The 23,369-nt window shown below is 63.9% G+C and carries 23 protein-coding genes; 13 read left to right on the top strand and 10 right to left on the bottom strand.

The annotated features are described in order from the left end of the window. Positions 1-89: 89 nt before the first annotated feature. Genes QM712_RS10695 through QM712_RS10665 form a run of 7 tightly spaced genes read right to left on the bottom strand, consistent with a single transcriptional unit; the run spans position 90 to position 7,008 of the window. Complete coding sequence (locus tag QM712_RS10695; protein ID WP_415023058.1) at positions 90-1,076, bottom strand: NAD(P)H-dependent flavin oxidoreductase; 987 nt, start codon at positions 1,074-1,076, stop codon at positions 90-92. Beyond that, positions 1,076-1,987 (bottom strand): SDR family oxidoreductase, encoded by a 912-nt coding sequence (locus tag QM712_RS10690; protein ID WP_415023057.1) that lies wholly within the window; start codon positions 1,985-1,987, stop codon positions 1,076-1,078. The genes QM712_RS10695 and QM712_RS10690 overlap by 1 nt, the downstream gene beginning before the upstream one ends. 8 nt (positions 1,988-1,995) lie before the next feature. Next, positions 1,996-3,174: an acyl-CoA dehydrogenase family protein gene (locus tag QM712_RS10685; RefSeq protein WP_415023056.1), complete on the bottom strand. Its 1,179-nt coding sequence runs from the start codon at positions 3,172-3,174 to the stop codon at positions 1,996-1,998. 32 nt (positions 3,175-3,206) lie between these two features. Then, a complete protein-coding gene (locus QM712_RS10680) occupies positions 3,207-4,070 on the bottom strand; it encodes an HpcH/HpaI aldolase/citrate lyase family protein (RefSeq protein WP_415023055.1) in 864 nt (287 codons plus the stop codon). Next, positions 4,067-4,522: a MaoC family dehydratase gene (locus tag QM712_RS10675; RefSeq protein WP_415023054.1), complete on the bottom strand. Its 456-nt coding sequence runs from the start codon at positions 4,520-4,522 to the stop codon at positions 4,067-4,069. The genes QM712_RS10680 and QM712_RS10675 overlap by 4 nt, the downstream gene beginning before the upstream one ends. A 12-nt stretch (positions 4,523-4,534) precedes the next feature. Next, positions 4,535-5,734 carry an acetyl-CoA acetyltransferase gene (locus QM712_RS10670; protein ID WP_415023053.1) on the bottom strand — a complete coding sequence of 400 codons (1,200 nt, stop codon included), beginning with the start codon at positions 5,732-5,734 and terminating at the stop codon, positions 4,535-4,537. A gap of 2 nt (positions 5,735-5,736) precedes the next feature. After that, complete coding sequence (locus tag QM712_RS10665) at positions 5,737-7,008, bottom strand: hypothetical protein (RefSeq protein ID WP_415023052.1); 1,272 nt, start codon at positions 7,006-7,008, stop codon at positions 5,737-5,739. A 288-nt stretch (positions 7,009-7,296) separates the two neighbouring features. On the opposite strand from QM712_RS10665, the gene QM712_RS10660 reads away from it, so the two are divergent. The 8 genes from QM712_RS10660 (at position 7,297) to QM712_RS10625 (ending at position 15,147) form a co-directional block, all read left to right on the top strand. Further along, complete coding sequence (locus tag QM712_RS10660) at positions 7,297-8,187, top strand: SDR family oxidoreductase (protein ID WP_415023051.1); 891 nt, start codon at positions 7,297-7,299, stop codon at positions 8,185-8,187. Positions 8,188-8,217: 30 nt separating this feature from the next. After that, on the top strand, positions 8,218-9,390 hold the full coding sequence (locus QM712_RS10655) for an acyl-CoA dehydrogenase family protein (protein WP_415023050.1): 1,173 nt from the start codon (positions 8,218-8,220) through the stop codon (positions 9,388-9,390). 63 nt (positions 9,391-9,453) lie between these two features. After that, positions 9,454-9,942 carry a MarR family winged helix-turn-helix transcriptional regulator gene (locus QM712_RS10650; RefSeq protein WP_415023049.1) on the top strand — a complete coding sequence of 163 codons (489 nt, stop codon included), beginning with the start codon at positions 9,454-9,456 and terminating at the stop codon, positions 9,940-9,942. Between the two features lie 16 nt (positions 9,943-9,958). Continuing rightward, positions 9,959-10,720, top strand: a complete 762-nt coding sequence (locus QM712_RS10645; RefSeq protein ID WP_415023048.1) for an SDR family oxidoreductase — start codon at positions 9,959-9,961, stop codon at positions 10,718-10,720. 74 nt (positions 10,721-10,794) lie between these two features. Then, the gene (locus QM712_RS10640) at positions 10,795-11,589 is read left to right on the top strand and encodes an enoyl-CoA hydratase-related protein (RefSeq protein ID WP_415023047.1); all 795 of its coding nucleotides are present in this window, start codon (positions 10,795-10,797) and stop codon (positions 11,587-11,589) included. Positions 11,590-11,606: 17 nt separating this feature from the next. Further along, entirely contained in the window at positions 11,607-12,848 is a 1,242-nt protein-coding gene (locus QM712_RS10635) for an acetyl-CoA hydrolase/transferase family protein (protein WP_415023046.1), read from the top strand. 17 nt (positions 12,849-12,865) lie between these two features. Further along, the gene (locus tag QM712_RS10630) at positions 12,866-13,795 is read left to right on the top strand and encodes a 3-keto-5-aminohexanoate cleavage protein (protein ID WP_415023045.1); all 930 of its coding nucleotides are present in this window, start codon (positions 12,866-12,868) and stop codon (positions 13,793-13,795) included. Positions 13,796-13,839: 44 nt separating this feature from the next. Continuing rightward, on the top strand, positions 13,840-15,147 hold the full coding sequence (locus QM712_RS10625; RefSeq protein WP_415023044.1) for an enoyl-CoA hydratase-related protein: 1,308 nt from the start codon (positions 13,840-13,842) through the stop codon (positions 15,145-15,147). A gap of 75 nt (positions 15,148-15,222) precedes the next feature. On the opposite strand, the gene QM712_RS10620 is transcribed toward QM712_RS10625, so the two are convergent. Then, positions 15,223-16,041: an enoyl-CoA hydratase/isomerase family protein gene (locus QM712_RS10620; protein WP_415023043.1), complete on the bottom strand. Its 819-nt coding sequence runs from the start codon at positions 16,039-16,041 to the stop codon at positions 15,223-15,225. Between the two features lie 32 nt (positions 16,042-16,073). Continuing rightward, positions 16,074-17,264: a CaiB/BaiF CoA transferase family protein gene (locus QM712_RS10615; protein WP_415023042.1), complete on the bottom strand. Its 1,191-nt coding sequence runs from the start codon at positions 17,262-17,264 to the stop codon at positions 16,074-16,076. Positions 17,265-17,374: 110 nt separating this feature from the next. Between QM712_RS10615 and QM712_RS10610 the strand changes: the two genes are divergently transcribed. From QM712_RS10610 to QM712_RS10595, 4 genes are all read left to right on the top strand, one after another. Continuing rightward, a complete protein-coding gene (locus QM712_RS10610) occupies positions 17,375-18,166 on the top strand; it encodes a histidine phosphatase family protein (protein WP_415023041.1) in 792 nt (263 codons plus the stop codon). Between the two features lie 10 nt (positions 18,167-18,176). Continuing rightward, entirely contained in the window at positions 18,177-19,262 is a 1,086-nt protein-coding gene (locus QM712_RS10605; RefSeq protein WP_415023040.1) for an acyl-CoA dehydrogenase family protein, read from the top strand. A gap of 25 nt (positions 19,263-19,287) precedes the next feature. Beyond that, the gene (locus QM712_RS10600; protein ID WP_415023039.1) at positions 19,288-20,430 is read left to right on the top strand and encodes an acyl-CoA dehydrogenase family protein; all 1,143 of its coding nucleotides are present in this window, start codon (positions 19,288-19,290) and stop codon (positions 20,428-20,430) included. A gap of 145 nt (positions 20,431-20,575) precedes the next feature. Then, positions 20,576-21,091, top strand: coding sequence for a MarR family winged helix-turn-helix transcriptional regulator (locus QM712_RS10595; RefSeq protein ID WP_415023038.1), 516 nt, complete (start codon positions 20,576-20,578; stop codon positions 21,089-21,091). Here QM712_RS10595 and QM712_RS10590 read toward each other — a convergent pair. After that, on the bottom strand, positions 21,088-22,395 hold the full coding sequence (locus tag QM712_RS10590; RefSeq protein ID WP_415023037.1) for an ABC transporter substrate-binding protein: 1,308 nt from the start codon (positions 22,393-22,395) through the stop codon (positions 21,088-21,090). The genes QM712_RS10595 and QM712_RS10590 overlap by 4 nt on opposite strands. Before the next feature lie 115 nt (positions 22,396-22,510). On the opposite strand from QM712_RS10590, the gene QM712_RS10585 reads away from it, so the two are divergent. Further along, positions 22,511-23,365, top strand: coding sequence for a MaoC/PaaZ C-terminal domain-containing protein (locus tag QM712_RS10585; protein WP_415023036.1), 855 nt, complete (start codon positions 22,511-22,513; stop codon positions 23,363-23,365). The last annotated feature ends 4 nt before the right edge of the window (positions 23,366-23,369 follow it).

Here is a 23,369-nt window from a genome sequence, read left to right as displayed (position 1 = left end):
CAAACGAACCAACCGAAATCGACCGTTCAGGCGGAACGTCTTCCACGCTCCGCCTTCATCTGTTCCGAGCGCTACGCGCCGCCCGACTTCTAGACAGCGGCAATCGCACGCCGCGCCCGGGCGTAATCGTCAGCCAGCCACGCAATGAAATCGGCAGCAGGTTCGACGCGTTTGACCGCTCCGATCCCCTGCCCCGCGCTCCAGATATCGCGCCAGGCCTTCCGATCGGACCCGCCGCCCGAGATATTGACGGCCCCGCGATCCGGGCGCCACAACGAGGCCGGGTCCAGTCCGTTCGCCGTCACTGACGGCAGCAAGAACGACGCATTCGCACCGGTAAAGCAATTGGCGATCACGACATCCTTGGCCGCGCAATCCACAATCATCTGCTTGAAAGCAGGCTGGGTATTCGCCTCGGTCGAGGCCAGGAACGGCGAGCCGACATAAGCCAGATCGGCCCCGAGCGCCTCAGCTGCCAATACCGCACTTCCCGTAGCGATGCAGCCCGAGAGGATCAAGAGCCCGCGCCACCATTCGCGGATCTCCGCCATCAGTGCAAATGGGGACACATTACCGGTGTGGCCGCCGGCACCGGCCGCAACCGCGATGATGCCGTCAACCCCGATATCCGCACATTTGCGCGCCTGGCGATCATTGATCACATCGTTGAGCACGATGCCGCCATAGCCGTGAATGGCATCCACGATCTTGGCGCTTGCCGCCAGCGCCAGGACCACGATCGGCACCCGGTGCTTGATCGTCAATTCCAGATCGGCCTCGAGCCTGTCATTCGACTTGTGCGCCACCAGATTGACCGCGTAGGGAATATGGCAGCCGTCCAGTCCCTGCTCGATCCGCGTCAGATCATCGTCCAGCTCCGCGCTGGTCCGCGCGTTCAAAGCCGGGATCGAACCGATGATGCCGGAACGGCATTGCGCGATCACGAGCTCGGGGGTTGATGCGATGAACATCGGCGCGGCCATGACCGGGATCTTCAGGCCACTACGCAGGCGCTTCGCAACACCCTGATCCGACTCCACGCTCTTCCTCTTCTGAGTGAGGGCCTCCGCGTTCATCAGACCGGATCCCAGGTAAAGACGTCGGCCGAGCGATGCAGCGGATAGAGATCATTCGCGAACATCGGAAATACCCGATCGATCACCGTCTCGGGCGTCCACCCCTCTGCCGTGTGAGCAGTGCGGACCGGGCGCGGCTGCGAGAACAGGTAGATCTCGTTGTTGCGGACCCCGAAGATCTGGCCGGTGACGTGCGCGGCCGCATCGCTCGCGAGCGCCACCACGAACGGCGCGATTTTCTCAGGAACGAGCTTCTTCAGCCCGTCGACGCGCCGTTGCTGCTCGGGCGTATTGGTCGGAATGGAATCGATCATTCGCGTCCACGCAAATGGTGCGACGGCATTCGAACGGACGTTGAAGCGCTGCATGTCCAGGGCAATCGACTTCGACAGGCCGACGATACCCAGCTTGGCCGCCGCGTAATTGGCCTGCCCGAAATTGCCGACCAGCCCGGATGTCGACGTCATGTGAATATAAGCGCCGGAAGCCTGCGTCTTGAAGAACGGCGCCGCGGCACGGCTAACATGGAAGCTGCCGCGCAAATGAACGCTGAGGACGGATTCGAACTCTTCTTCCGTCATCTTGTGAAACAGCCCGTCGCGCAGATTTCCCGCATTGTTCACGACGGCATCGATCCGTCCGAACGTGTCGATCGCCATCTGCACCATGGATTGAGCACCCTTGGGGCTCGTGACGCTGTCCGTGCTGGCGACGGCCCGGCCTCCAGCGGCATTGATCTCATCGGCCACTTCCTTGGCCGGCATGCTCTCTCCCGCCTCTCCGGCAAGATTGACGCCGAGATCGTTGACCACCACAGCAGCCCCCGCCTTCGCGAAGGCCAGCGCGATGCCTCGCCCGACTCCACGCCCCGCGCCTGTGACCAGTGCGACCTTTCCGTCCATAATTCCCATAGTGCGCCTCAATAGCTTTTTGGCAGGCCGAGAACTTTCTCGGCCACGAACGAGAGAATGAGTTGCTCGGTGATGGGCGCAAGCCGCGTGAGCGAGACCTCGCGGTAGAGCCGCTCGACGTGATATTCCTTGGCATAGCCGAAGCCGCCATGGGTCATGACCGCCTGCCAAGCAGCGTCGTGCCCGGCGCGCGCGCCCAGGAACTTCGCCGAATTCGCCTCGGCTCCGCACGGCAATCCCTGGTCGTAGAGCTCGGCCGCCTTCATCGCCATGAGCCACGCAGACTCGAGATACATCCATTTCTCGGCCAGCGGATGCTGGATGCTCTGGTTCTGACCGATCGGACGGTCGAACACGACGCGCTCCTGGGCGTAGCGGGTCGCCCTGCGCAATGCGTCCTGTCCGATTCCGATCGCTTCCGAAGCGATCAGCACGCGTTCGGGATTGAGGCTGTGCAGGATGTACGAGAAGCCCTGGCCTTCCTCGCCGATCCTGTCCTCTTCGGGAATGAACAGCCCGTCGATAAAGATGGCGTTCGAATCGACGGCCTTGCGCGCCATCTTCGGAATACGCTGGACATCGATCTTGCTGCGATCCAGATCCGTGTAGAAGATCGTGATCCCGTCGGTCGGCCGCGCGCAATCCTCGTATTTCGTGGTGCGCGTCAGCAGCATGATCTTGTTGGCGACCTGTGCCGTCGACGTCCATACTTTCTGGCCACGGACGATGTAGCCTCCCTTGACCTTCTCCGCGAAGGTCTTGATCCGCGTCGTGTTCAATCCCGCGTCTGGCTCGGTGAATCCGAAGCAGCACTGGTCCTTGCCGGCGATGAGTTGCGGCACCCATCGCGCCTTCTGCTCGGGCGTGCCCTTCACGACGATCGGGTGCGGTCCGAAGAGGTTGATATGAACGGTCGAGGCCGCCGCCATCCCCCCGCCATGGCTTGCCACCTCATGCATCATGATGGCGGCTTCGGTGACTCCGAGCCCCGATCCGCCGTATGCCTCGGGCATCGTGATACCGAGCCAGCCGGCCTCGGCCATGGCGCGATGGAATTCAAGCGGGAACTTGCCGTCCTCGTCGCGCGCGAGCCAGTACTCGTCATCGAAGCGGGTGACGACGGCGCGCACCCCCTCGCGAATCGCATTCCGTTCGTCGTCCGTGGGTAAGGGTCTAACTTCCGTCATGGGGCGTGTGCTCTTCGCAAACCGGCAGAACCTTAGAGAGACGCCAGCGTCTTTCTCGCGGCCTTCAGATGGGGGATGTCGTACATCTTGCCGTCGATCCCGAGCGTTCCGGCGCCGGGATTGGCCTCGAACGCCGCGACGATCTTGCGCGCCTGCGCAATCTCGGCCTCGGATGGCGCAAAGCACCGGTTGATCACGCCAACCTGGTCGGGATGAATTGCAACGCGCCCGACAAAGCCGTCGCGCCGCGACCGTCGGCAGTCGCGTTCGAGCCCCTCCGAATCCTTGAAGTCGGCAAAGAGCGTTTCGATCGGCGCGACCTCGGCTGCGGCCGCGGCGAACAGGCACTGCGTCCTCGCCACCTGATACGGCCAGGTCCAGCTGCCGTCGCTTTCCTTGTTGTCGGTCCCCCCGATGACCGCAGACAGATCTTCGGCACCCCACGTCAGCGCGGCGAGCCGCGGGTGCGCCGGCGCATAGGATCCCAGTGCAAACATTGCCCGCGGGGTCTCGGTACAGACCACGGCAATCCGCACCGAACCACGATCCACGCCGGACCGCACTTCGAGGGCATCGAGGTAGTGAGCGATGCGCTCGATATCTGCAGCACCATTGGCTTTCGGAATCAGCAGACCGTCGAGACCGGGTTTGACGACTGCAGCCATGTCGTCCAGCGTCAAGCCGGTGTCGAGCGCGTTGACCCGCACGAAGAATGCCCAGTCACGGGACGTCTGGCCTTCGAGAAGCCGGCCGACATGATCCCGGGCGGCTGCCTTCTGGGGAGGCGCCACGGAATCCTCGAGATCAAGGATCAGCGCGTCGGCGCCCGACTCCCGTCCGCGCGCGAATTTTCGTTCGGAATCGCCGGGTACGAACAACAGCGAGCGCAGCCTCATTGCTGGGGCACCCGCAACATGAGCGCGGCCCGCTTGCAGGACGCGATGAGCTCGCTCCGCTGGTTGTAGCCGCGATGCTCGAACGTAACGATGCCCTGCTGAGGCCTCGATTTGCTGTCGCGCAGGGCGACCACCGTCGTCTCTGCGCGGATGGTATCGCCGGCAAAGACAGGCTTTGGAAAGGTGACTTCTTCCCAGCCGAGATTGCCGACCGTCGTTCCCAGCGTGGTCTCCTGCACCGACAAGCCGACGATCAGGCCCAAAGTGAAGATCGAATTGATCAGCGGACGTCCGAACTCGGTGGTCTTCGCATATTCGTGGTCGATGTGGATCGCCGCCGGATTGTGCGTCAACGTCGAGAACAGAATGTTGTCCATGTCGGTGACGGTGCGCCGCACCTCGTGTACGAACTTCTGGCCGATCTCGAACTGTTCGAAATATTTTCCCGCCACGTGCGGATCCTCCTAATGCAGGCGCCCGAGAATCGAGACCGCCGCGATGCTGTTGAAGGGCGCCCCTCCGAGATTGTGCACCAATCCAAGATCGACCGTGCCGCGCTGCCGATCTCCGGCTCGCCCAAGCAGTTGGGTATAGACCTCGTAAGCCATCCGGAGGCCGGAGGCGCCGACGGGATGACCGAAGCACTTGAGTCCGCCATCGATTTGGCAGGGCTGCGCCCCCGCCCGATCGAAACGACCATCGAGGATGTCGAATGGCGCACGCCCCTCATCGGAGAGATCCAGGTCCTCCATCGTGACGAGCTCGGTGATCGAGAAGCAGTCATGCACCTCGGTGACCGAAAGATCGCGGCGCGGCGCCTCGACGCCCGCTTCGGCATAGGCGCGTTTCGCAGCCTGCCGCGTGTTTGCGACGTAGCTTCCGTCCCATTCGCCGTATTGCAGCTCCCAGCCGTGGCTTGCGCACAACTGGATTGCCTTCACGGTGACGGGATTGGCGATGCCCAGTCCTCTTGCGATATCCGGCGTCGTCACGATGGCGCAGGCTGCGCCGTCCGACACACCGCAGCAATCGAACAGACCAAGCGGATCGGCGATCATCGGCGCCTTGAGGATGGTCTCGACGTCGACGGCCTTACGCAGATGCGCCTTCGGATTGAGGGCTGCGTTCTGGTGGCTCTTCCAGCTGACGTGCGCCATCGCCCGCTTCAGATCGGATTTGTCGATACCATGGCGCGCCGCATAGGCTCCGGCCAATTGCGCGAACGATCCCGGCGCCGAGCCGTAGGGCATCCACAGATCGTTGGCGAGGCCCTTGGTGCGGAGTGGGAGCCCGCCGTAGCCGGTGTCCTTGAGCTTCTCGACGCCGACCGCGAGCGCGATGTCGACCGCGCCGGCGGCGACGGCATAGCTTGCCGCGCGCAGGGCTTCCGAGCCAGTCGCGCACATATTCTCGACGCGCGACACAGGTATGCCGCGCAGGCGAAGCGCGTGCGCCAGCGGCAAGGCGCTGTTGCCGACGTTGATGTCATCGAGGGCATTGCCCATCCAGGCAGCCTCGATCTGGCTCTTCTCGATGCCGGCGTCTGCAATCGCCTCGACGAACGCATCGACCATCAGGTCCTCGGGGCCCTTGTTCCAATGCTCGCCGAACGACGTACAGCCCATGCCGATGACGGCGACCTTGTCCTTGATGCCTGTGGCCATGTCTATCCCTCGATGGTGGGACGGTCCGCGGGAGCCGCCTTCCAGAAGTACGTCCTGAAGCCGCGCCGGGCGTCGCGCGACTTGATGCGCAACAGCGGCCGCACCGCGTCTCCGACCGAGAAGCCGCGGCCGTCGCCGTCCGTGAACTCCATCATCACGCGCGCGCCGTTGTCGAACTGCACGAGTCCGAACCAGAACGGCGGATCGGGCGTGAAGTTGAGGCGGTCGGCCGTCACCGAGACGATCCTGGCGGCACAGTCGGCCAGTCGAACGTCCTCGAATGGCTCGGGAGCCGTGGCGTCCGGCCGTACCGGAAAGCGGCTCTTCGGAAACTGGACATTGCCCTCGGCGTCGCGGCCGCCGACGAATCCGATCATGTCGCGGCCATAACGCTCCAGCACCGTCGCCTGCGCCTTCTGCTCGAACTCGGAGCGTACGCCCCAATCGAGCTGGACCGCCCCGGTCAGGCTGAGGAAGCGCATGTAGTCGTCGAACGCCACGCCCTTGCTCAGTTGCGCCGCCGCTTCGCGCGCGCCCGGCATCTCGCCTGTGATACGGAACACCATCGCATCGCAGCCGCTGCCGAAGCCGGCTAGCAGGATCAGATCTCCCTCGCGGGCTCCCGCGCACGCCAAGGCGAACGCGAACAGCGCGTGCGCCGACCCGAGATCGCCGACGGCTTGCGCTAGATCGGCCGCGGCATTCGGAGCGGTCACTCCCGTCAGCCGTGAAATCTCGCGCCAGCACCCAGCAAGCGGTTCATGCACCGCCGCGCGCGCGATCTTCGACGGTGCGACTCCCGCCGCGGCGCAGGCCGCCTTGATCGTCGGCGCGATCACTTTTCCGATCGCGGTGTCGCGGACGAACCGCTCCTCATACGCGTAGGATTGCGGGCGTTCGCGGGACGCGTAGATATCAACGAGGTCATGCGACAGGCTCGCGTGACCGAGCAGTTGCGCGGCGCCGCGATCGGAGACGAAAGCAGCCGCGCCGCCGTCGCCGTCGGACAGATGCTGTGAGCTCCCGGCGGTCGCCGGCCGCTTTTCCCCGGCTGCGATGATCGTATCGCCACGCCCCAGCAAAGCATCGCGGAGTGCCGAGACCGCGCAACGGCGCGATCCGGCGACGTCGCCGGTGCGCACGCCCTGATCCAGGGCGAGCGCATCAACGAGCAGCGTCGCCTGTGACCGCTCGATGAAGGGAGCGGAGGTCGACGCGAAGATCACGGCCTCGGGTTGCGGCAACGCCCGCGACGCCTCGACGGCAAGCGTCAACGCGTCTTCGTCCCATCCCGCAACGGCACGACGGCCGGACGGCCTGCCGCCCAGACCTGAAAACTTGAGAGCCTTGCCGGCGGCAGCCCGTTCCAATCGCAGCAGCGGTGCGTAGGCTCCGACTGCCGCAACGAAACGGCCGGCCTGAGATTGACTTGGCGTGGTGGGCAATTTCCGTCCCTCGTTGGTTGGCGCGCAACTTGACAGCAATGCCCAATCTTGTAAATAGGTTTACGAATTTTTCGGAACGACGTCAAAAAAGGCTGTAAACGGAGGCTTTGCCCTATTATGAGCATGGATATCTTTCGGCCTGATGCGTTGGCCGGGAAGTCGATCCTGGTTACCGGCGGGGGCAGCGGTCTCGGCAAGGAGATCAGCAAGGCGCTGGCGGACAGGGGAGCCACCGTGCACATCTGCGGACGACGCGCCCCGGTGCTGGAAGCCGCAGCCCGCGAGATCGCATCGTCCGACAAGGCAAAGGTCCATACACACGTTTGCGATATCCGTGACGCCGATCAGGTCGACAGGATGATGGAGGCCATCTGGAGCGTCGGCCCCCTCACCGGCCTCCTCAACAACGCCGCGGCGAATTTCATCGCACCGACGAAGGAACTGAGCCCGCGCGGTTTCCGCGCCGTGACGTCGACCGTCATGGACGGCAGCTTCCACGTCACCCTGGCGGCCGGCAAGCGCTGGATCGCGGGTGGCCTCAAAGGCTCGGTGGTCAGCAATCTCGTGACCTGGGTCTGGACCGGATCGGCCTTCGTCGTCCCCTCCGCCATGGCGAAGACCGCGCTGCATGCAATGACGATGTCCCTGGCGGTCGAATGGGGCCCTTACGGCATTCGGCTCAACGCCACTGCACCGGGACCATTTCCCACGGAGAGCGCCTGGGAAAAGCTCAATCCGATACCCGACACCAAATCCAGCGCAACCAGTGCCGATACCGTCCCGATGCGCCGGTTCGGCCAGATGCGCGAACTGCAAAGCCTCATCATCTTCCTGATGTCGGACGCCTGCGAATATCTGACCGGACAAACGATCGCGATCGACGGCGGACAGCATCTCGCCGGACCCGGGACGTTCGCCGATCTATCGGCGCTCACCGACGAGCAGTGGAAGGCCGCACGTGACGCGATCGTCAAGTCGACCGAGCGCGACAAGTCACAACGGGCCTAAGGCAGAGACAGGCAGGCGGGCAGAGCAACAATGATCGAGCGCTCCATTTTTCGCGAAGAACATGAGATCTGGCGCGCGACGGTTCGTCGTTTCGTCGAGAAGGAGATCGTGCCGTTCCACGCCAAGTGGGAGGAAGACGGGATCGTTCCCCGAGACCTCTGGCTGAAGGCCGGCGCGGCCGGCCTGCTCTGCTGCACGGTGCCCGAAGAGTTCGGCGGAGCCGGCCTCGACTACCTGTTCGACGTGGTCGTATTCGAGGAATTGTGGCGCGTCGGCGCCAGCGGTCCCGGCTTCCTGATCCATACCGATCTCGTCGCGACCTACATCCTCTCGTTCGGCACTGACGAGCAGAAGCGTCACTGGCTGCCCAAGATGGTCCGCGGTGAAGCGATCGGCTCATTGGGCATGACCGAGCCGCACGCCGGCAGCGATCTGAAGGCGGTCCGGACCCAGGCCGTGCGTGACGGCAACGAATACGTCATCAACGGCCAGAAGGTCTTCATCTCCAACGGCCAGCTCTGCGATGTGATCGTGCTGGCGACCAAGACCGATACGTCCGCCGGCGCGAACGGGATTACACTGTTCCTTGTGGAATCCAACCGCGAGGGCTTCCAGCGGGGACGCAATCTCGAAAAGCTCGGCATGAAGGCGCAGGACACGTCCGAGCTGTTCTTCGACAACGTCCGTGTACCCCCGGCCAACATGCTCGGCTCGGAAGGTCGCGGCTTTCAGCACATGATGACCAAGCTCGCGCAGGAACGTCTCGCCCAGGCGATCCGCTCCGCGACGGTCACCGAAACCGTGATCGGATGGACGGTCGACTACACGACCGAGCGCAAGGCGTTCGGCCAGACCATCGCCGACTTTCAGAACACCCAGTTCGTTCTCGCCGATCTGAAGGCCAGGGCCACCATGGCCAGGGTGTTCACCGACCGCTGTATCGACCTGTTCCTCTCCGGAAAGCTGGACGCCGTCGACGCCGCCATGGCCAAGATGGTCACGTCGGAGCTCCACTGCGAGACCGTCGACAAATGCCTGCAGCTTTTCGGCGGTTGGGGCTATATGTGGGAATATCCGATCTGCCGGGCCTATGCCGACGCACGCGTCGTCAAGATCGCCGGCGGATCGATCGAGGTGATGAAGACCATCATCGCGAGGGACATGTTCAAGGACCGCTCGAAATCGAGAGCGCGGCGCGAATGACGACGAAATGGCGCGCCGCCCCGCAACTCGACGCAACGGCGGCCGCATCCGTAAGGACCTTCGATGGCTAGAGATCTCAATTCAAGCCTCCGCTTCGGCTTCCTCATTCACGACGTCTCCCGTCTGCGGCGAGTCGTCGTCGACCGGTCGCTGAAGCCCCTCAGCATCACCCGTTCCCAATGGTGGGTGCTCGCCTTCCTTTCGCGCCGCGACGGCATGACGCAAACCGCGCTCGCCGCGGATCTGGACCTGACGAAGGTGGCCATCGGCGGCCTGCTCGATCGCATGGAAGGCGCGGGCTTCATCGAACGGCGCGCTGACCGAAATGACGGCCGGGCCCGGCGCGTCTATCTGACCCGCGCCGGCGCCAAGATGGTCACCACCATTCGCGAGAGCGTCGAGAGTATCGAACTCGAAATTCTCAGCCGCGTACCCGAGGAGCAGTTGAACCAGGCGGCGGACACGCTGCGCACACTCAAGGATACGCTGCTCGAGATGCTGGGCGGCGAAGCTGAAGAAGCCGAAGGCGCCGAATTGGACCTCATGGGATGAAACACGGAGACATGCGATGCGTGGGTTGAAGGACAAGATAGCGATCGTCACGGGCGGCGGACAAGGCATAGGCCGCGCGCTCAGCCTTCGCCTGGCGCAGGAAGGATGCAAGGTCGCCATTTTCGATCTCAAGCCCGAAGCCGGCGCCGAGACCGCCAAGCTGGCCGGTGCGGGCACCACCATCAAGACCTACGAGCTCGACGTCGGCGACTACGCGGCGGTCAAGCATGCCGTGGGCAAGGTTGAAGCCGAACTCGGCCCGATCTGGGCGCTCGTCAACAACGCCGGCTGGGACAAGCCGATGCCCTTCCTCGCCACCGACCAGGCGCTCTGGGACAAGATCATTCGCATCAACATGCTTGGCCCGCTCAATACCCACCACGTCGTCGCACCACTGATGGTCGAACGCCGCGCCGGGCGCATCATCAATATCGCGTCCGATGCGGCCCGCGTCGGCACCAGCAACGAAGCCGTCTATTCGGCCTGCAAGGGCGGCCTGATCAGCTTCACCAAATCGGTGGCGCGCGAGCTCGCCAGCAAGGGCGTGCTCCTCAACGCCGTCTGCCCCGGTCCGACCAATACCCCCATGATGGCCGCCGTTCTCGGTGAAGGCGAGCAGGCGGTGAAATGGAAGGACGCGATGGTTCGCGGCATCCCGCTCAAGCGGATGGGCGAGCCGGAGGATTACGCGGGTATCGTCGCGTTCCTCGCTTCCGAAGACGCTGGCTTCATGACCGGACAGACCATCTCGGTCGCCGGCGGCATGAACATGATCTGACCGCGACCGCGGTCCTCACCATCAGGACTTTCGACCCAGCAGCGCGCCTTTCCGTGCGCGCAAGAGAGGAAACCATGACCAATCTGCCGACGTTCGAAGACATCATCTACGAAAAGCGAGACCGCGCCGCCTGGGTCATCATCAATCGCCCGAAGCTCTACAATGCGTTCCGCGCCAAGACGATCGACGAGCTCATCCGCGCGTTCCAGATTGCCGGCGACGACAAGGGCGTCTCGAGCATCGTCCTGACCGGTGCCGGCGACAAGGCCTTCTGCACCGGCGGCGATCAGAGCGCCCATGAGGGGCAGTATGACGGCCGCGGCATCGTCGGCCTTCCCATCGACGAATTCCAGTCGATCATCCGCGACGTGCCGAAGCCGGTGATCGCGCGCGTCAACGGCTTCGCCATCGGCGGCGGCAATGTTTTCGCGACCCTGTGCGATCTTACGATTGCCGCAGACACCGCCATTTTCGGCCAGGTCGGGCCGAAGGTCGGATCGGTCGATCCCGGCTGGGGCACGGCCCTGCTCGCCCGCCACGTCGGCGACAAGCGCGCCCGTGAGATCTGGTACCTGAACGAGCGCTACAGCGCGCAGCAGGCCTACGACATGGGCCTGGTCAACAAGGTCGTGCCGGCCGCCGAACTCGACGCCGCCGTCAAGGTCTGGACGGACACGCTTGCGGAGCGTTCACCGACGGCACTCGCTCTCGCCAAGCGGTCGTTCAATGCCGACAGCGAGAACATCCGCGGCATCAGCATGGCTTCGCTGTACTCCGTGAAGCTGTTCTACGAGACCGAGGAATCCAAGGAAGGCGTCCGCGCGTTCAACGAGAAGCGCAAGCCCGACTTCCACAAATACGCGAAATGATCGACCGGAGAGCGAACGTGGCGCCGCGCCGCATCGAGCCCGCTTCGCTCGCCTCCGTCCTGCCTCCGGATGGGCGCACCCTCGTGGTCGCCTGCTCCGGAGAATCGCTCCTTCTCGCCGACGCGGTCATGCGCGCCGGCGAGGCTCTCGGGGCGATGACGTTCACCGGAATCTTCGTCCCCGGCTTGAACACCCGGACCTATCTCGCCAATCCACGCTGCCGGGTCGAGACGTTCTTCATCACGCCCGAGCTCAGGGCGGCCGGCGCGGCGGTCTCGTTCTTTCCTCTGTGCTATGGCGATATCCTCACGCGATTGCGGTCCGTGCCGATCGACGCCGCGCTGTTCATGGTCGCGCCGCCCGACGAGAACGGGATGTGCAGCTTCGGCCCCATCGCGGATTTCCTTGTCGACATCTGGCCTCGCATCCCCGTTCGGATCGCGCACATCAATCCGCTGATGCCGAGAACACGCGGCCATCACGGCATCCCTTTCTCCGAGCTGACCGCGGTGATCGAGGCAGAACAGCGTCTGCTCGGTTTCAGCGAGGGGACGCCCGACCCGGTCGCCCAAACCATCGCCGGACATGTCGCCGCGTTCATTCCGCACGGCGGGACCGTGCAGACCGGACTCGGAAAGATCCCCACTGCCGTCCTGCGTGCCTTGACCGGCCACCGCGACATCAGGATCCATTCCGGGCTGATCGGCGATGCCGTCCTCGATCTCGCCGATGCAGGCGCCCTTGCTTCCGGCTGCGCCGTCACCGGCGGCGTCGCCATCGGCTCTCAACGGCTCTATTCCGCCGTGTCCGGCCCCGCCTTCGCGTTCACGCCGGTCTCCAATACCCATGGTCCACGGGTGGTCGCCGAGATCGAACGGTTCGTGGCGGTCAACTCCGCGATCGAGGTTGACCTGTTCGGTCAGGTCTATGCCGAGATGACGACGCAGGGCCTCAGCTCGGGGCCCGGCGGCGCCTCGGACTTCGCGCGAGGCGCGTGGTGTGGCGGCGGGCTGCGCATCATTGCGCTGCCGGCAACTGCCGCTGGCGGCACCATCAGCCGCATCGTCGGGCCGAACGGCGGCGCAAGCCCCGTGTCGCTCGGCCGCATGGACACCGACATCATCGTTACCGAGAACGGCGCGGCCGACCTCCGCGGGCTCTCTCATCGCGACCGCGCCGACGCCCTCATCGGGATTGCCGCCGAACATCACCGCGACAGCTTGTCGAACAGCTGGACCGCCTTCGAGTCCAGGTTCTAATCGGGAGGATACTCATCATGGCGAAGAACAAAGTCATCATCAGTTGCGCCATTACCGGCTCCATCCATACGCCGTCGATGTCGCCGCATCTGCCGGTAACCGCAGAGCAGATCGCGAGTTCGGCCCTCGAAGCCGCCGACGCCGGCGCCGCCATCGTCCACCTTCATGCCCGCAATCCCGAGGACGGCCGGCCTGATCAGAGCCCCGAAGCATTCGAGCCGTTCCTGCGGGTGATCAAGCAATCGTCGAACGTGGTGGTGAACCTGACGACGGGCGGCTCGCCGTACATGACCGTCGAGGAACGTGTCCGCCCCGCGGCGAAATGGCGGCCTGAAGTTGCCTCCCTGAACATGGGCTCGATGAATTTCGGGCTCTTCCCGATGCTGAAGCGCTACAAGGAGTTCAAGCACGATTGGGAACCGGCGATGCTCGAAGGCTCCCACGATCTGGTCTTCCGAAACAGCTTCAAGGACATTCGCTATGCCCTTGAAACGTTGAACGCGACCGGAGCGCGTTACGAGTTCGAGTGCTACGATACCAGCCATCTCTACAACCTGCATTACTTCTTCACCGAGGGACTGGTTCAGGCGCCGCTCTTCATCCAGACCTGCTTCGGTCTGCTCGGCGGCATCGGCGCGCACCCCGACGACGTCATGCACATGAAGCGTACGGCCGACCGCCTGTTCGGAAATTCGTACCGCTGGTCCGTGCTCGGTGCAGGCCGCAATCAGATGCCTGTCGCGGCGATGGCCGCATCCATGGGCGGGCACGTCCGTGTCGGCCTCGAAGACAGCTTGTGGGTTGGCGCCGGACAGCTCGCGAACTCGAACGCCGCGCAGGTGCGGCAGGTTCGCAAGATCATTGAGGGTCTCGGCCTTGAGCCGGCGACCGCCGACGAGGCTCGCGAAATCCTCTCGCTCAAGGGTGGCGACCGGGTCGGCTTCTGACCTCTCGTTCGCCCGGCTTCCCTCAAGAAGGCAAAGGATCTTCCATGACGCAGGCTCCGCCCAAACTCGAACAGTTCCGGCTGGAATTGAAGGACAACGGCCTCGTTCACTTCATATTCGACGCGCCCGGCCGCACGATGAACGTATTCTCGGAAGCCGCCATCGTCGAGCTCGGCGCGTTTGCCCGCTGGCTCGCACAGAGCGACGTACGAGGTGTCGTCGTTCGCTCCGGCAAGAGCAGCGCGTTCTGCGCGGGCGCCGACCTCACTGAACTCGGTGTCGCCTACGACATGATCATGGCGAAGCCCACTCACGCCCGGTTCAACGTCGCCTACGATCATTTCTTCCGGCTGAGCCTTGCCATTCGCGCGCTGGAAAGCTGTGGCAAGCCTGTTGCGTCCGCGATCGCGGGCCTCGCCCTCGGCGGCGGCTGCGAACTCGCGCTCGGCACGCATTACCGCGTCCTGACCAACGATCCGCGGGCCGCGCTTGGTCTGCCGGAATCTCTGGTCGGCCTATTGCCGGGCGGAGGCGGCACGCAGCGCCTGCCACGGCTGATCGGCGTTGAGCGCGCCCTTCCCGTGCTTCTGGAGGGAGCAAGGCTGTCGGGCACCGCAGCTCTCGAAAGCGGGCTCGTCGATGCCCTCGTCGCCCCCGGAGAGGAAATCGCGGCCGCGGAATCCTGGCTGCTCTCGACGTCCACCGTGCAGCAACCATGGGATCGCGCGGATTGGAAGGATCCGTCACCGCTCGAGGTGAGCAGGCTTCTCGCTCCCGTCCGCGAGCGCGTCCTTTCGGAGACGCTCGGGCACTATCCAGCCCCCCTCGCGATCCTCGATTGCGTCGAGTTCGGCCTCCCGCAATGCTTCGATGGCGCCATCCGCAGTGAAATGGCGATATTCTCGCATCTGATCCAGCGGGCCGAGGCGCGCAACATGATCCAGACCCTCTTCCTCGGTCGAACCGATCACGACCGTCTCGCCAAGTCCGGCGAACGGCCTGCCTTCATCGCGGACTTCGTCACCACGACGAAATCGGTGCTCGAGGAGGCGCGCCCCAGCGACGAACTCCTCGCGACGGTCGGTTTCACGCGCCCCGGTTTGCCCAACGTTCCGGCGCTTCGCCGCAATGCAGGAGCGGGCTATTGGCTGAATCAATCGGACCAGGACCCACGGCGCCAGCCGGCGCTGGCGTTGATGCAGCGCCTGAGCCAGGCCGTTCTCCCGCTCACATTCGACTTGACGGCGGAGCAGCTTCGCATGGCCGACTATGCCGTCGTACGGGAGCTCGGCTATCCCGCCTATCTGGGCGGTCCCGGCGCCTTCGGTCAACGCCAAGCACCCGCGTCCTGACCGTCTCCCAACGCCCGCTGGTCCAATGCTCAGGCACTGCCGGCGGGCGCGAAGATGTCGAACTCGCGTCCCATTCTAGAGATCGCGATAGCTCGGTTCCCGCTTTTCCCGGAACGCGGCCACGGCTTCGCGGTGATCGGCGGTTTCCAGCAACATCACCTGCTGGCGGTCTTCCATGGTGAGGGCGGTCTCCAGGCCCGGCGCGTCGATCAGCGCGTTGAGCGTCTGCTTTGTCATGCGCAAGCCCATCGGTGCGGTCCGCAGCAGGTCCGCCGCATAAGCCAGGCCCGTCGCCAGCAATTGATCGGCGGGAACGACGTCACTCACCAATCCCACGGCCTTGGCTCTTTCGGCCTCGATAAATCGCCCGCTCAGCAGCAGTTCCGAGGCAACGGACAATCCGATCAGTCGCGGCAGCAGATAGCCCGACCCCATGTCGCAACCGCCGACGCCGACGCGGATATAGGCGGCATTCATGCGTGCGTGCGGCGAGGCAAACCGGACGTCGGCGGCAAGCGCCAGCGAAAAGCCGGCCCCGCACGCGGCGCCCTGGACCAGTGCGACGATCGGTTGAGGACAGCTTCTCATCAGGCGAATGATGCCGGAGTATTGCTGCTGCATTCGCAGCTGACGTTGCGGCCGTCCCTCCCCCGGTTTCGCAAAGGCCTCTGAACCAAGCTCGGCGCCGGCGCAAAATGCGCGGCCGTTGGCCCGAAGGATCACCACGCGTGTCCTGAGCTTGTCGTGCAGCGACGACAAATAGGTGGTCAGTTCCTCGGCCATCGCCGGCGTCACCGCATTCAGCGTCTCCGGCCGGTTCAACGAGACAATGTCGATCCCGGGACGCTCTTCGACCGTGATCGTGGTGAAGTCGTTCGCCGTCGGCTCGCTCATCGATATCCTCCCTCATTGTCTCCGCGCACGGATCATCCGATGATGCCCGCGTCGCGTAACGTTTCGATCCGCTCCGCCGACATGCCGAGTTCGGACAGAACTTCGTCCGTATGCTGGCCGAGCGCCGGCGGCGGCTTTCCCGCGGTCCGCGCCTGACCATTGATGCGGACGGGATGTCCCACGCCCTTCATATGCCCGGCCGCGGCATGATCATATTCCACGATGATTCCGCTTGCGTCTGTATGGGGATGACTTAGCACCTGAGCCAGGGAATTGATCGGCGAACAGGGCACGCCGGCTGCCGCCAGGGCCTCGTTCCATGCCACGGCTGACCGCGACATCAGCGCCTCCTGCACGCGGCGGAGGGTTTCCGCCCTGTTTTGAACCCGATCGGCATTGGTCCGGAAGCGCGGATCGTCCACGATATCGGCCAGCCCCACGACGGCGCAGAACTTCCGCCACAGATTGTCGTTCGCCACACCGATCATGATCGGTCCTTCGCCGGTTTCGAAAGCCTGATAGGGGCAGAGCGACTCGTGGCTCGAGCCGCATTTTGCCGGCTGAACCCCACGCTCCCAGAAGGTCTGCAGATTGTAGCCGAGCAGCCCCATCGCGGTCTCGAACAGCGACACCTGAACCGTTCCACCCTGCCCGGTTTTCTCCCGCGCATAGAGCAGCCCGAGGATCCCGCTGAAGGCGTGCACCCCCGTCATCTGGTCGATCGGCGAGATCGGGCTACGGATGTACCCGCCGCCCTCGTCGCCTGTCATCGCCATGACGCCGCAAAAGGCCTGAAGGATCACGTCATAGCCGGGCGCATTCTTCAGGGGACCAGTCCGGCCGAACCCCGAGATGCTGCAATGGATCAGTCGCTCGTTCAGCGGACGCAATGTCGCGGCATCGATTCCGAGACGCTCCGCGACGCCCGAACCGAAACTCTCGATCGCAACGTCCGCCGTCCTCGCCAGTTCATGCGCGATCTCGCGGCCGCGTTCGGTCTTGAGATCGATGGCGATGCTGCGCTTGTTGCGGTTCGCGCTGAGAAACACAGTTCCGAAACCCGGCGCGGGAAACGGCGGCCATCCCCGGGTTTCGTCGCCCTGCCCCTTCATCTCGACCTTGACGACCTCCGCGCCGAGGTCGCCCAGATACTGGCTGCACAGCGGCCCCGCCAGAACCTTGGAGAAATCCAGCACCTTGATTCCCACGAGAGGCTTCGACATGGGCATGTCCTTGATCGTCCGCATCGATCAATTGATACGCTGGCTTACTTGGTCTGTAAATCACACATCAGGAAACGCATGCATGCGATGTCCTGACGACGTTCCGCGGAATGCCCGTTATCGTCGAATGGTCTCGAAACGCCGGGATATTCGACCATCCATCGGAAGCAGCACCGCGCCTCCACTCGCTTGACACATTAGTTCACTACTATACCATATTTCAAAACAACGATGGTTCAGCCTGCCGGTCGCGGGTTGCCGCCGGAGAAGCGCATCTGGGACGGACCATGAAAATCATTCTTGTGCGCCACGGCCGGCCGGACGAGAACGATTCCGCGAACCCCGGCGATCCGCCCTTGAACGACGACGGACGGCGGCAAGCGGACGCGATCGCCGAACTTCTCAGTCTGGAAACCATCGATCGTATCGTCGCGAGCCCGTTGCGGCGCGCGCGGCAAACGGCGGAGCCTCTGGCGCAACGACTTGGCCGGCCGATCGACGTCGTCGACGAGTGGGCCGAGGCTGACCGGTTCGGCGCGCGGTATCGCTCCACCGAAACGCTGCGCAGCCTGGGGCAGGATGAATGGAAGCGATTCCTGACGGACCCGATCCGCTACCTTGGAGGAGATCCCGATCGTTTCCAGGCCGAGGTCATGGGTGCCCTCAAGACCATCGCCGCCGAAGGCGACGCGAGGCAGAAGGTCGCGATCTTCACCCACGGCATGCCCATCAACGTCGTGCTCTCGCAGGCACTCGCCTTGAACGGCTTCGTGCATTTCCTTCCAGGTTACGGCTCGGTCACCCGCCTTCGCCTGCGGAGCGACGGAAGCATCGGCATCATCAGCATCAACGAAAGCGGGCACCACGCACTCGCGACGTCAATAGCATCAACAGGCCCATGAGGAGTTCCACTTGATTTCGTTCGAGTTGAGCGAGGAACAGGAGATCGCTCGCAGCGCTGCCGCCGGCCTGGCGCGATCCACGCTCGCGCCTGCGGCCCGCGCCGCCGATGAAGCGGCGCAGATTCCCTCCTCCACCCTCGTGGACGCCTGGGCGCTGGGTATCGTACAAGCGGTTGCCGATCCCGCGTTTCGGACCATGGAGCAGCCGACCGTCCTGAACGCGCTGGTGCTCGAGGAACTCGCGGCCGGAGACGCAGCCGTTGCCACCGCCATCGCGGCATCTGTCGGCTTCGCCAAGGCCGTCGCCGAGCAGGGATCCGATCGGCAGCGGGACGAACTGCTTCCCTCGTTCATGTCAGATTCTCCGCAACTCGCTGCGGTGGTCGAACTCGATGCCGCCCTGCCGGACAACACCGCGGCGAGAACCAGCATCACGCGAACAGCCAATGGATTTCGGCTCGAAGGCAGTGCGACGATGGTGCCGGTCGCAAAGCAGTGCCGTTATCTGCTCGCACTCGTGAAGTGCGATGGCCGGGACGAGGCGCTTATCGTCCCACTCGATACGGCCGGCGTGCGGGTTTCGAAAATCGAGGGCACGCTTGGGCTACGCGGCCTCGATTGGGCATCGGTCGCGTTCGACGGCGTCACGATTCCCACATCCATGCGTCTCGGTGAGACGGCCGGCGCCAATGTCCAGCGTATCCGCGACGCATCCCGGATCGCCCTTTGCGCGATGCTTTCCGGCCTGTCGCGTGCCGTGTTCGATTTCGCTCTTCCCTACACCAAGACCCGCATCGTCCATGGCGAGGCCATCGCCCGCAAGCAGACCATCGCCTTCAAGCTGGCCGACATGCACGTCGCGATCGACGCGATGCGATGGATGGGGCTGAAGGCGGCGGCCGAACTGGATGGCAATCCCGACGCGGCACGCAGCGCGCGCCTGGCGCAGCTCTATGCGAGCGACTCCGCCATGCGTATCGCCGACGAGGGCGTGCAGGTGTTCGGCGGCCACGGCTTCGTTCGCGACCTTCCGCTGGAGATGTGGTACCGCAACGCCCGCTCCCTGTCGGTTCTCGATAGCCTGGTCGGCGCATGACTGCCGGAATTCGGAGACATTCCTCATGATCAGCTTTGAGTTCACCGAGCGCGACCGCCAATTAATCGATGAGGCACGTCGTCAGGCAAAGCTGGCGACCAAATATGCCCGCGATTTCGAGAACGCCGAGGACAGCCTTCTGCCTCACGCCTATCCCGAGGCGGATGGGTGCCCCGACGTGCGGGCTCTGCTCGAGGCCTTTGTCCACGAGACCAGCGGCCACAAGATCATCAAAGCGCTGTTGTACCTTGAGGATTGGTATGGTGGCGTCCCGCTTCGCGAGCACAGATATTCGCTCGGCAACACCGTGTTGAAGATCGCCGGAACGGCCGAGCAGTATGACCGCTGGCACGACTGGACCATCGCGATCGGACTGACAGAGCCCGTCGGCGGCTCCGATCCGGCTTCGGTGAGGACCACGGCGCGGTTCGACCCGGTCACCCGCAACTGGATCATCAACGGCGAGAAGATCTTCATCACCTATGCCGAAGGATGCGACGCAGTCCTCGTCCTCGCGCGCGCGCTGCATCCGGAGCAGCCGCAGCGGCTGTCCACGTTCATCGTCGAAAAGGGCACACCGGGATTCAACGTCGGCCCACAGATCCGGAAGATGGGCATCCGCTGGGAGGATACCGCAGCGCTTTCCTTCGTCGACTGCCAGGTCCCGGCTTTCAATCACGTCGACGGCGACCTGAAGAAGACGCTTCAATCATTCAGCGAATCCCGTCCGGTCGTCGCGGCCTACGCATTGGGCGTCTCGCGGGCCGCGCTCGACTACACCTGGACCCAGCTTCGCAACGCGGGCATCCAGCCCGACTACAATGCGCGCCTGGCGACGCAACCGATGGCCTCCGCGCGCATGCTCTCCCTGGAAGCCGAATGGGAAGCAACCTGGCTCACCGTGGTCCGCGCCAAATGGATCGAGCAGAGAGAGGGGCCGGGCAAAGTCGACTCGTCCATGGCCAAGGCCATGGGTGGGATGCTGGCACGCCGCGTTACCCAAACCTGTATCGAGGTCCTCGGCGCCGCGGGTCTCTCCGCCTCCGAGCCGCTGGAAAAGCTCTTTCGCGATGCGCGGATCTTCGACATCTACGAGGGGACCGGGGAAATCCAGCGGCTGATCATCGCCCGGCATATCCTCGGCTATTCGCCAAAAGAGCTCAACTGACGGTATCGCCCCGTTGTGGCTTCAGACTGTCCTGCAGCCTGCCCCCCGTCAGGCGGCGGGGCTCCTGTCTTGATCGTCCCTTAAAATACGCTAGTGTATGGTATGAGCCAAGCGGTCCTATCGGGCCTGCTTCAAGGGACACTGGATGGTTGATCAGCCCGCCTGGGATCTGCGACTGGGATACCTCATTCATGATGTGTCGCGGCTGAGAAGGATGATGTTCGACCGCGCCCTCGCCCCGCTTGGAATCACCCGTTCGCAATGGTGGGTGCTGGCCTTTATCTCCCGCAAGGACGGCCTGCCCCAGGTCCAGCTGGCCAACGAGCTCGATGTCGGCAAGGTGGCCGTGGGAGCCCTGATCGACCGCCTGGAATCGTCGGGATTCGTGATCCGTCATGCAGATCCCATCGATCGTCGCGTCAAGCGTGTCTATGTGACCAAGCAGGCCAAGGGCTTCCTCGAACGGATCCGCAAGGAGACCGACAAATTCAACGCCAGCATTGCCAAGGGTATCGACCGCAAGGAGCTGGAGGCCGCCTCCCACGCCCTGCTTGCCATGAAGCACAACTTGCTCGCCCTGTCTGACGGCAACGCGTCGAACGGGACCAAGGATGAGCCGGTCGCCAAGCCCAAGCCGCGACGGCGGCGGCGCGCTGCCTAGTCTCGCGCCGAGCTAGCGGGGTGCACGCTTCCGGCATCGAGCAGATGCCACGTCGATCCCTCGAACCGCATCAACCGCCAGTCCTTGATGGGAGCGAAGTCGTCCGGGGACGTATGCAGGCGGATTCCAGGCAACAGCATTCCCAGATCGACATCCTTCAGGCTTGCCGCAACGCGCATGACGTTCTCACGCGAGAGGTCATCGCTGCACTGCTTCAGCACATGGACCAGCGCCTGCGCCGTATTGTAGCCGTTGACGATCAGCGTATCGCTGCGGTCCGCGGCAGGAAGATATCGGTCCACGAATGCGCTGAACGCGGCAAATCCGGCGTCGTCCTTCCACGCCGGATCGTTCGGGTCCTTGAAATAGGCAGCTGAGATCGCGCCCTGGGCGGTCTCGAGACCCGCAGGCTTGATCACGCTGCCGATCGACGCCGATACGTAGCTCAGGATGTGCAGCGGCCGCCAGCCGATCTCCGCTAGTCGCTTGAGGACCTGCGCGGCGAACTTCGGCGTGGCGACGTCGAGGAGCACGTCGGCGCCCGATGCCTTGAGCTTGACGAGATGGGATTCGATGGTCGGCTCGGAGACGTCGAATGGCTCCTCCGTGACGATCATCGCCTGCGCTTTCGCGCCGAGCCCTCGCTTCAGCCCTCGAACGTAATCTTTGCCGAGATCGTCGTTCTGAAACAGGATCGCGATCTTTGCCTCGGGCCGATGTTCCAGAAGATATTTCGCATAGAACTCCGCCTCGGTCTCGTAGCTCGGCGTGAAGCCGATGGTCCACGGGAAGTTCCTGGGATCGTTCCACCTCGCGGCGCCGCTCGACACGAACAGTTGCGGCACTTTCTTCGCATTGAGGTACTTTTGAACGGCGGAATTCGTCGCGGTGCCCATGGCATTGAACACCATCAGCACCTCGTCACTCTCGACCAGCCGGCGGGTCTGCTCGACCGTCTTGGGCGGAGAATAGCCATCGTCGTACGAGATGAACGTGATCTTGCGGCCGTTGATACCGCCCTCCTCGTTGACCTTCCTGAAATAGGCCGCCTCCGTTTTTGCGACCATGCTGAAGGCCGACGCCGGCCCGCTATAAGGCGATGTATTTCCGATCTTGATCTCGGTGTCGCTGACGCCGGGACCGTATGTCTTGTCCACGGCCCATGCCGATCCGCACGAGGCGATGGCGGCCGCGACGAAGCAGGCAGCAGCGACGAGATTTCGCCTGAGGAGTTGCGGCGTCGATCCAGCGGTCGAGCCGCAAGATGGTCCGTCCGGCGCCAGGCACTGATCGAGACCTTGCATGACATTGCTCCCATCCGCTGTCGCGGACACATCCGCCATTCTATTTCGTACGCTATCGTACTATAATGCGACCCTCTCGAGAGCAACCACCATCCCGCGCAATCCGGAGCGTCACGTGAACCTGGAAGCCGTCCGCAATTTTCGCTTCAACGCCGTCTCGCAAGACTTCACCCGCCGCGACACGATCCTGTACGCGCTCGGTCTGGGCTTCGGCTCCGATGCGCTCGATCCCGATCAATTGCGCTTCGTGCTGGAAGACAGGCTGCTGGCCGTCCCGTCGCTCTGCTGTGTTCTTGCGCATCCCGGCCGCTGGGTCGCGGCACCTGAATTGGCGATCGACTGGATCCGGTTGCTGCACGGCGAGCAAACCATCGAGATTCATCACCCGATTCCGCCCGAAGGCTCCGTCAAAGGGAACTACGAAATCGCGGCGGTCGAGGATAAGGGCGGAGACAAGGGAGCCATTCTTCACCTCGTGAAGGCCCTGAGCGACGCGCGGACAGGAACACGTCTCGCAACGGTTCGCTCGGTCCTGTTCCTTCGCGGCGATGGCGGCTGCGGCGGCTTTGGCGACCCGGGCCTATCCGCGGCGCCCTTGCCTGATTGTCCACCGTCCATCAGCCTGGAAATCCCGACGCTGCCGCAGTCGGCACTGATCTATCGGTTGAGTGGCGACTACAACCCGATTCACGCCGATCCGGAAGCTGCCCGCAAGGCGGGCTTCGAGCGGCCGATCCTTCACGGCCTCTGCACATTCGGGATCGCGACCCGCGCCATACTGTCCGCGTTCGCCGGCAACGCTCCGGAGCGGCTCCAATCGCTGTCGGTTCGCTTCAGCCGCCCCGTCTTCCCAGGCGAGACGATCCGCACCGAGTTTTTCCCATCCGGTGACGAAATCCGCTTTCGCTCGATTGCAGTCGAACGCAACGTTGTCGTGCTCGATCGCGGTACGGCTCGCTTGACGGCGTGAGGCC

Origin of the sequence: Bradyrhizobium sp., assembly GCF_047605465.1 — a bacterium.
In the GTDB taxonomy this organism is placed as follows: domain Bacteria; phylum Pseudomonadota; class Alphaproteobacteria; order Rhizobiales; family Xanthobacteraceae; genus Bradyrhizobium.
Note: the sequence above shows the minus strand (reverse complement) of the source record. Positions and strands in the feature narration are given on the sequence as shown.

What these genes read in the sequence shown, in the direction of transcription:
- QM712_RS10680 (WP_415023055.1), bottom strand. Translation starts at nt 4,070, where the DNA reads ATGAGGCTGCGCTCGCTGTTGTTCGTACCCGGCGATTCCGAACGAAAA.
- QM712_RS10625 (WP_415023044.1), top strand. Translation starts at nt 13,840, where the DNA reads ATGACGCAGGCTCCGCCCAAACTCGAACAGTTCCGGCTGGAATTGAAG.
- QM712_RS10660 (WP_415023051.1), top strand. Translation starts at nt 7,297, where the DNA reads ATGAGCATGGATATCTTTCGGCCTGATGCGTTGGCCGGGAAGTCGATC.
- QM712_RS10615 (WP_415023042.1), bottom strand. Translation starts at nt 17,264, where the DNA reads ATGTCGAAGCCTCTCGTGGGAATCAAGGTGCTGGATTTCTCCAAGGTT.
- QM712_RS10685 (WP_415023056.1), bottom strand. Translation starts at nt 3,174, where the DNA reads ATGACGGAAGTTAGACCCTTACCCACGGACGACGAACGGAATGCGATT.
- QM712_RS10590 (WP_415023037.1), bottom strand. Translation starts at nt 22,395, where the DNA reads ATGCAAGGTCTCGATCAGTGCCTGGCGCCGGACGGACCATCTTGCGGC.
- QM712_RS10630 (WP_415023045.1), top strand. Translation starts at nt 12,866, where the DNA reads ATGGCGAAGAACAAAGTCATCATCAGTTGCGCCATTACCGGCTCCATC.
- QM712_RS10650 (WP_415023049.1), top strand. Translation starts at nt 9,454, where the DNA reads ATGGCTAGAGATCTCAATTCAAGCCTCCGCTTCGGCTTCCTCATTCAC.
- QM712_RS10620 (WP_415023043.1), bottom strand. Translation starts at nt 16,041, where the DNA reads ATGAGCGAGCCGACGGCGAACGACTTCACCACGATCACGGTCGAAGAG.
- QM712_RS10640 (WP_415023047.1), top strand. Translation starts at nt 10,795, where the DNA reads ATGACCAATCTGCCGACGTTCGAAGACATCATCTACGAAAAGCGAGAC.
- QM712_RS10670 (WP_415023053.1), bottom strand. Translation starts at nt 5,734, where the DNA reads ATGGCCACAGGCATCAAGGACAAGGTCGCCGTCATCGGCATGGGCTGT.
- QM712_RS10695 (WP_415023058.1), bottom strand. Translation starts at nt 1,076, where the DNA reads ATGAACGCGGAGGCCCTCACTCAGAAGAGGAAGAGCGTGGAGTCGGAT.
- QM712_RS10595 (WP_415023038.1), top strand. Translation starts at nt 20,576, where the DNA reads ATGGTTGATCAGCCCGCCTGGGATCTGCGACTGGGATACCTCATTCAT.
- QM712_RS10600 (WP_415023039.1), top strand. Translation starts at nt 19,288, where the DNA reads ATGATCAGCTTTGAGTTCACCGAGCGCGACCGCCAATTAATCGATGAG.
- QM712_RS10610 (WP_415023041.1), top strand. Translation starts at nt 17,375, where the DNA reads ATGCCCGTTATCGTCGAATGGTCTCGAAACGCCGGGATATTCGACCAT.
- QM712_RS10655 (WP_415023050.1), top strand. Translation starts at nt 8,218, where the DNA reads ATGATCGAGCGCTCCATTTTTCGCGAAGAACATGAGATCTGGCGCGCG.
- QM712_RS10645 (WP_415023048.1), top strand. Translation starts at nt 9,959, where the DNA reads ATGCGTGGGTTGAAGGACAAGATAGCGATCGTCACGGGCGGCGGACAA.
- QM712_RS10690 (WP_415023057.1), bottom strand. Translation starts at nt 1,987, where the DNA reads ATGGGAATTATGGACGGAAAGGTCGCACTGGTCACAGGCGCGGGGCGT.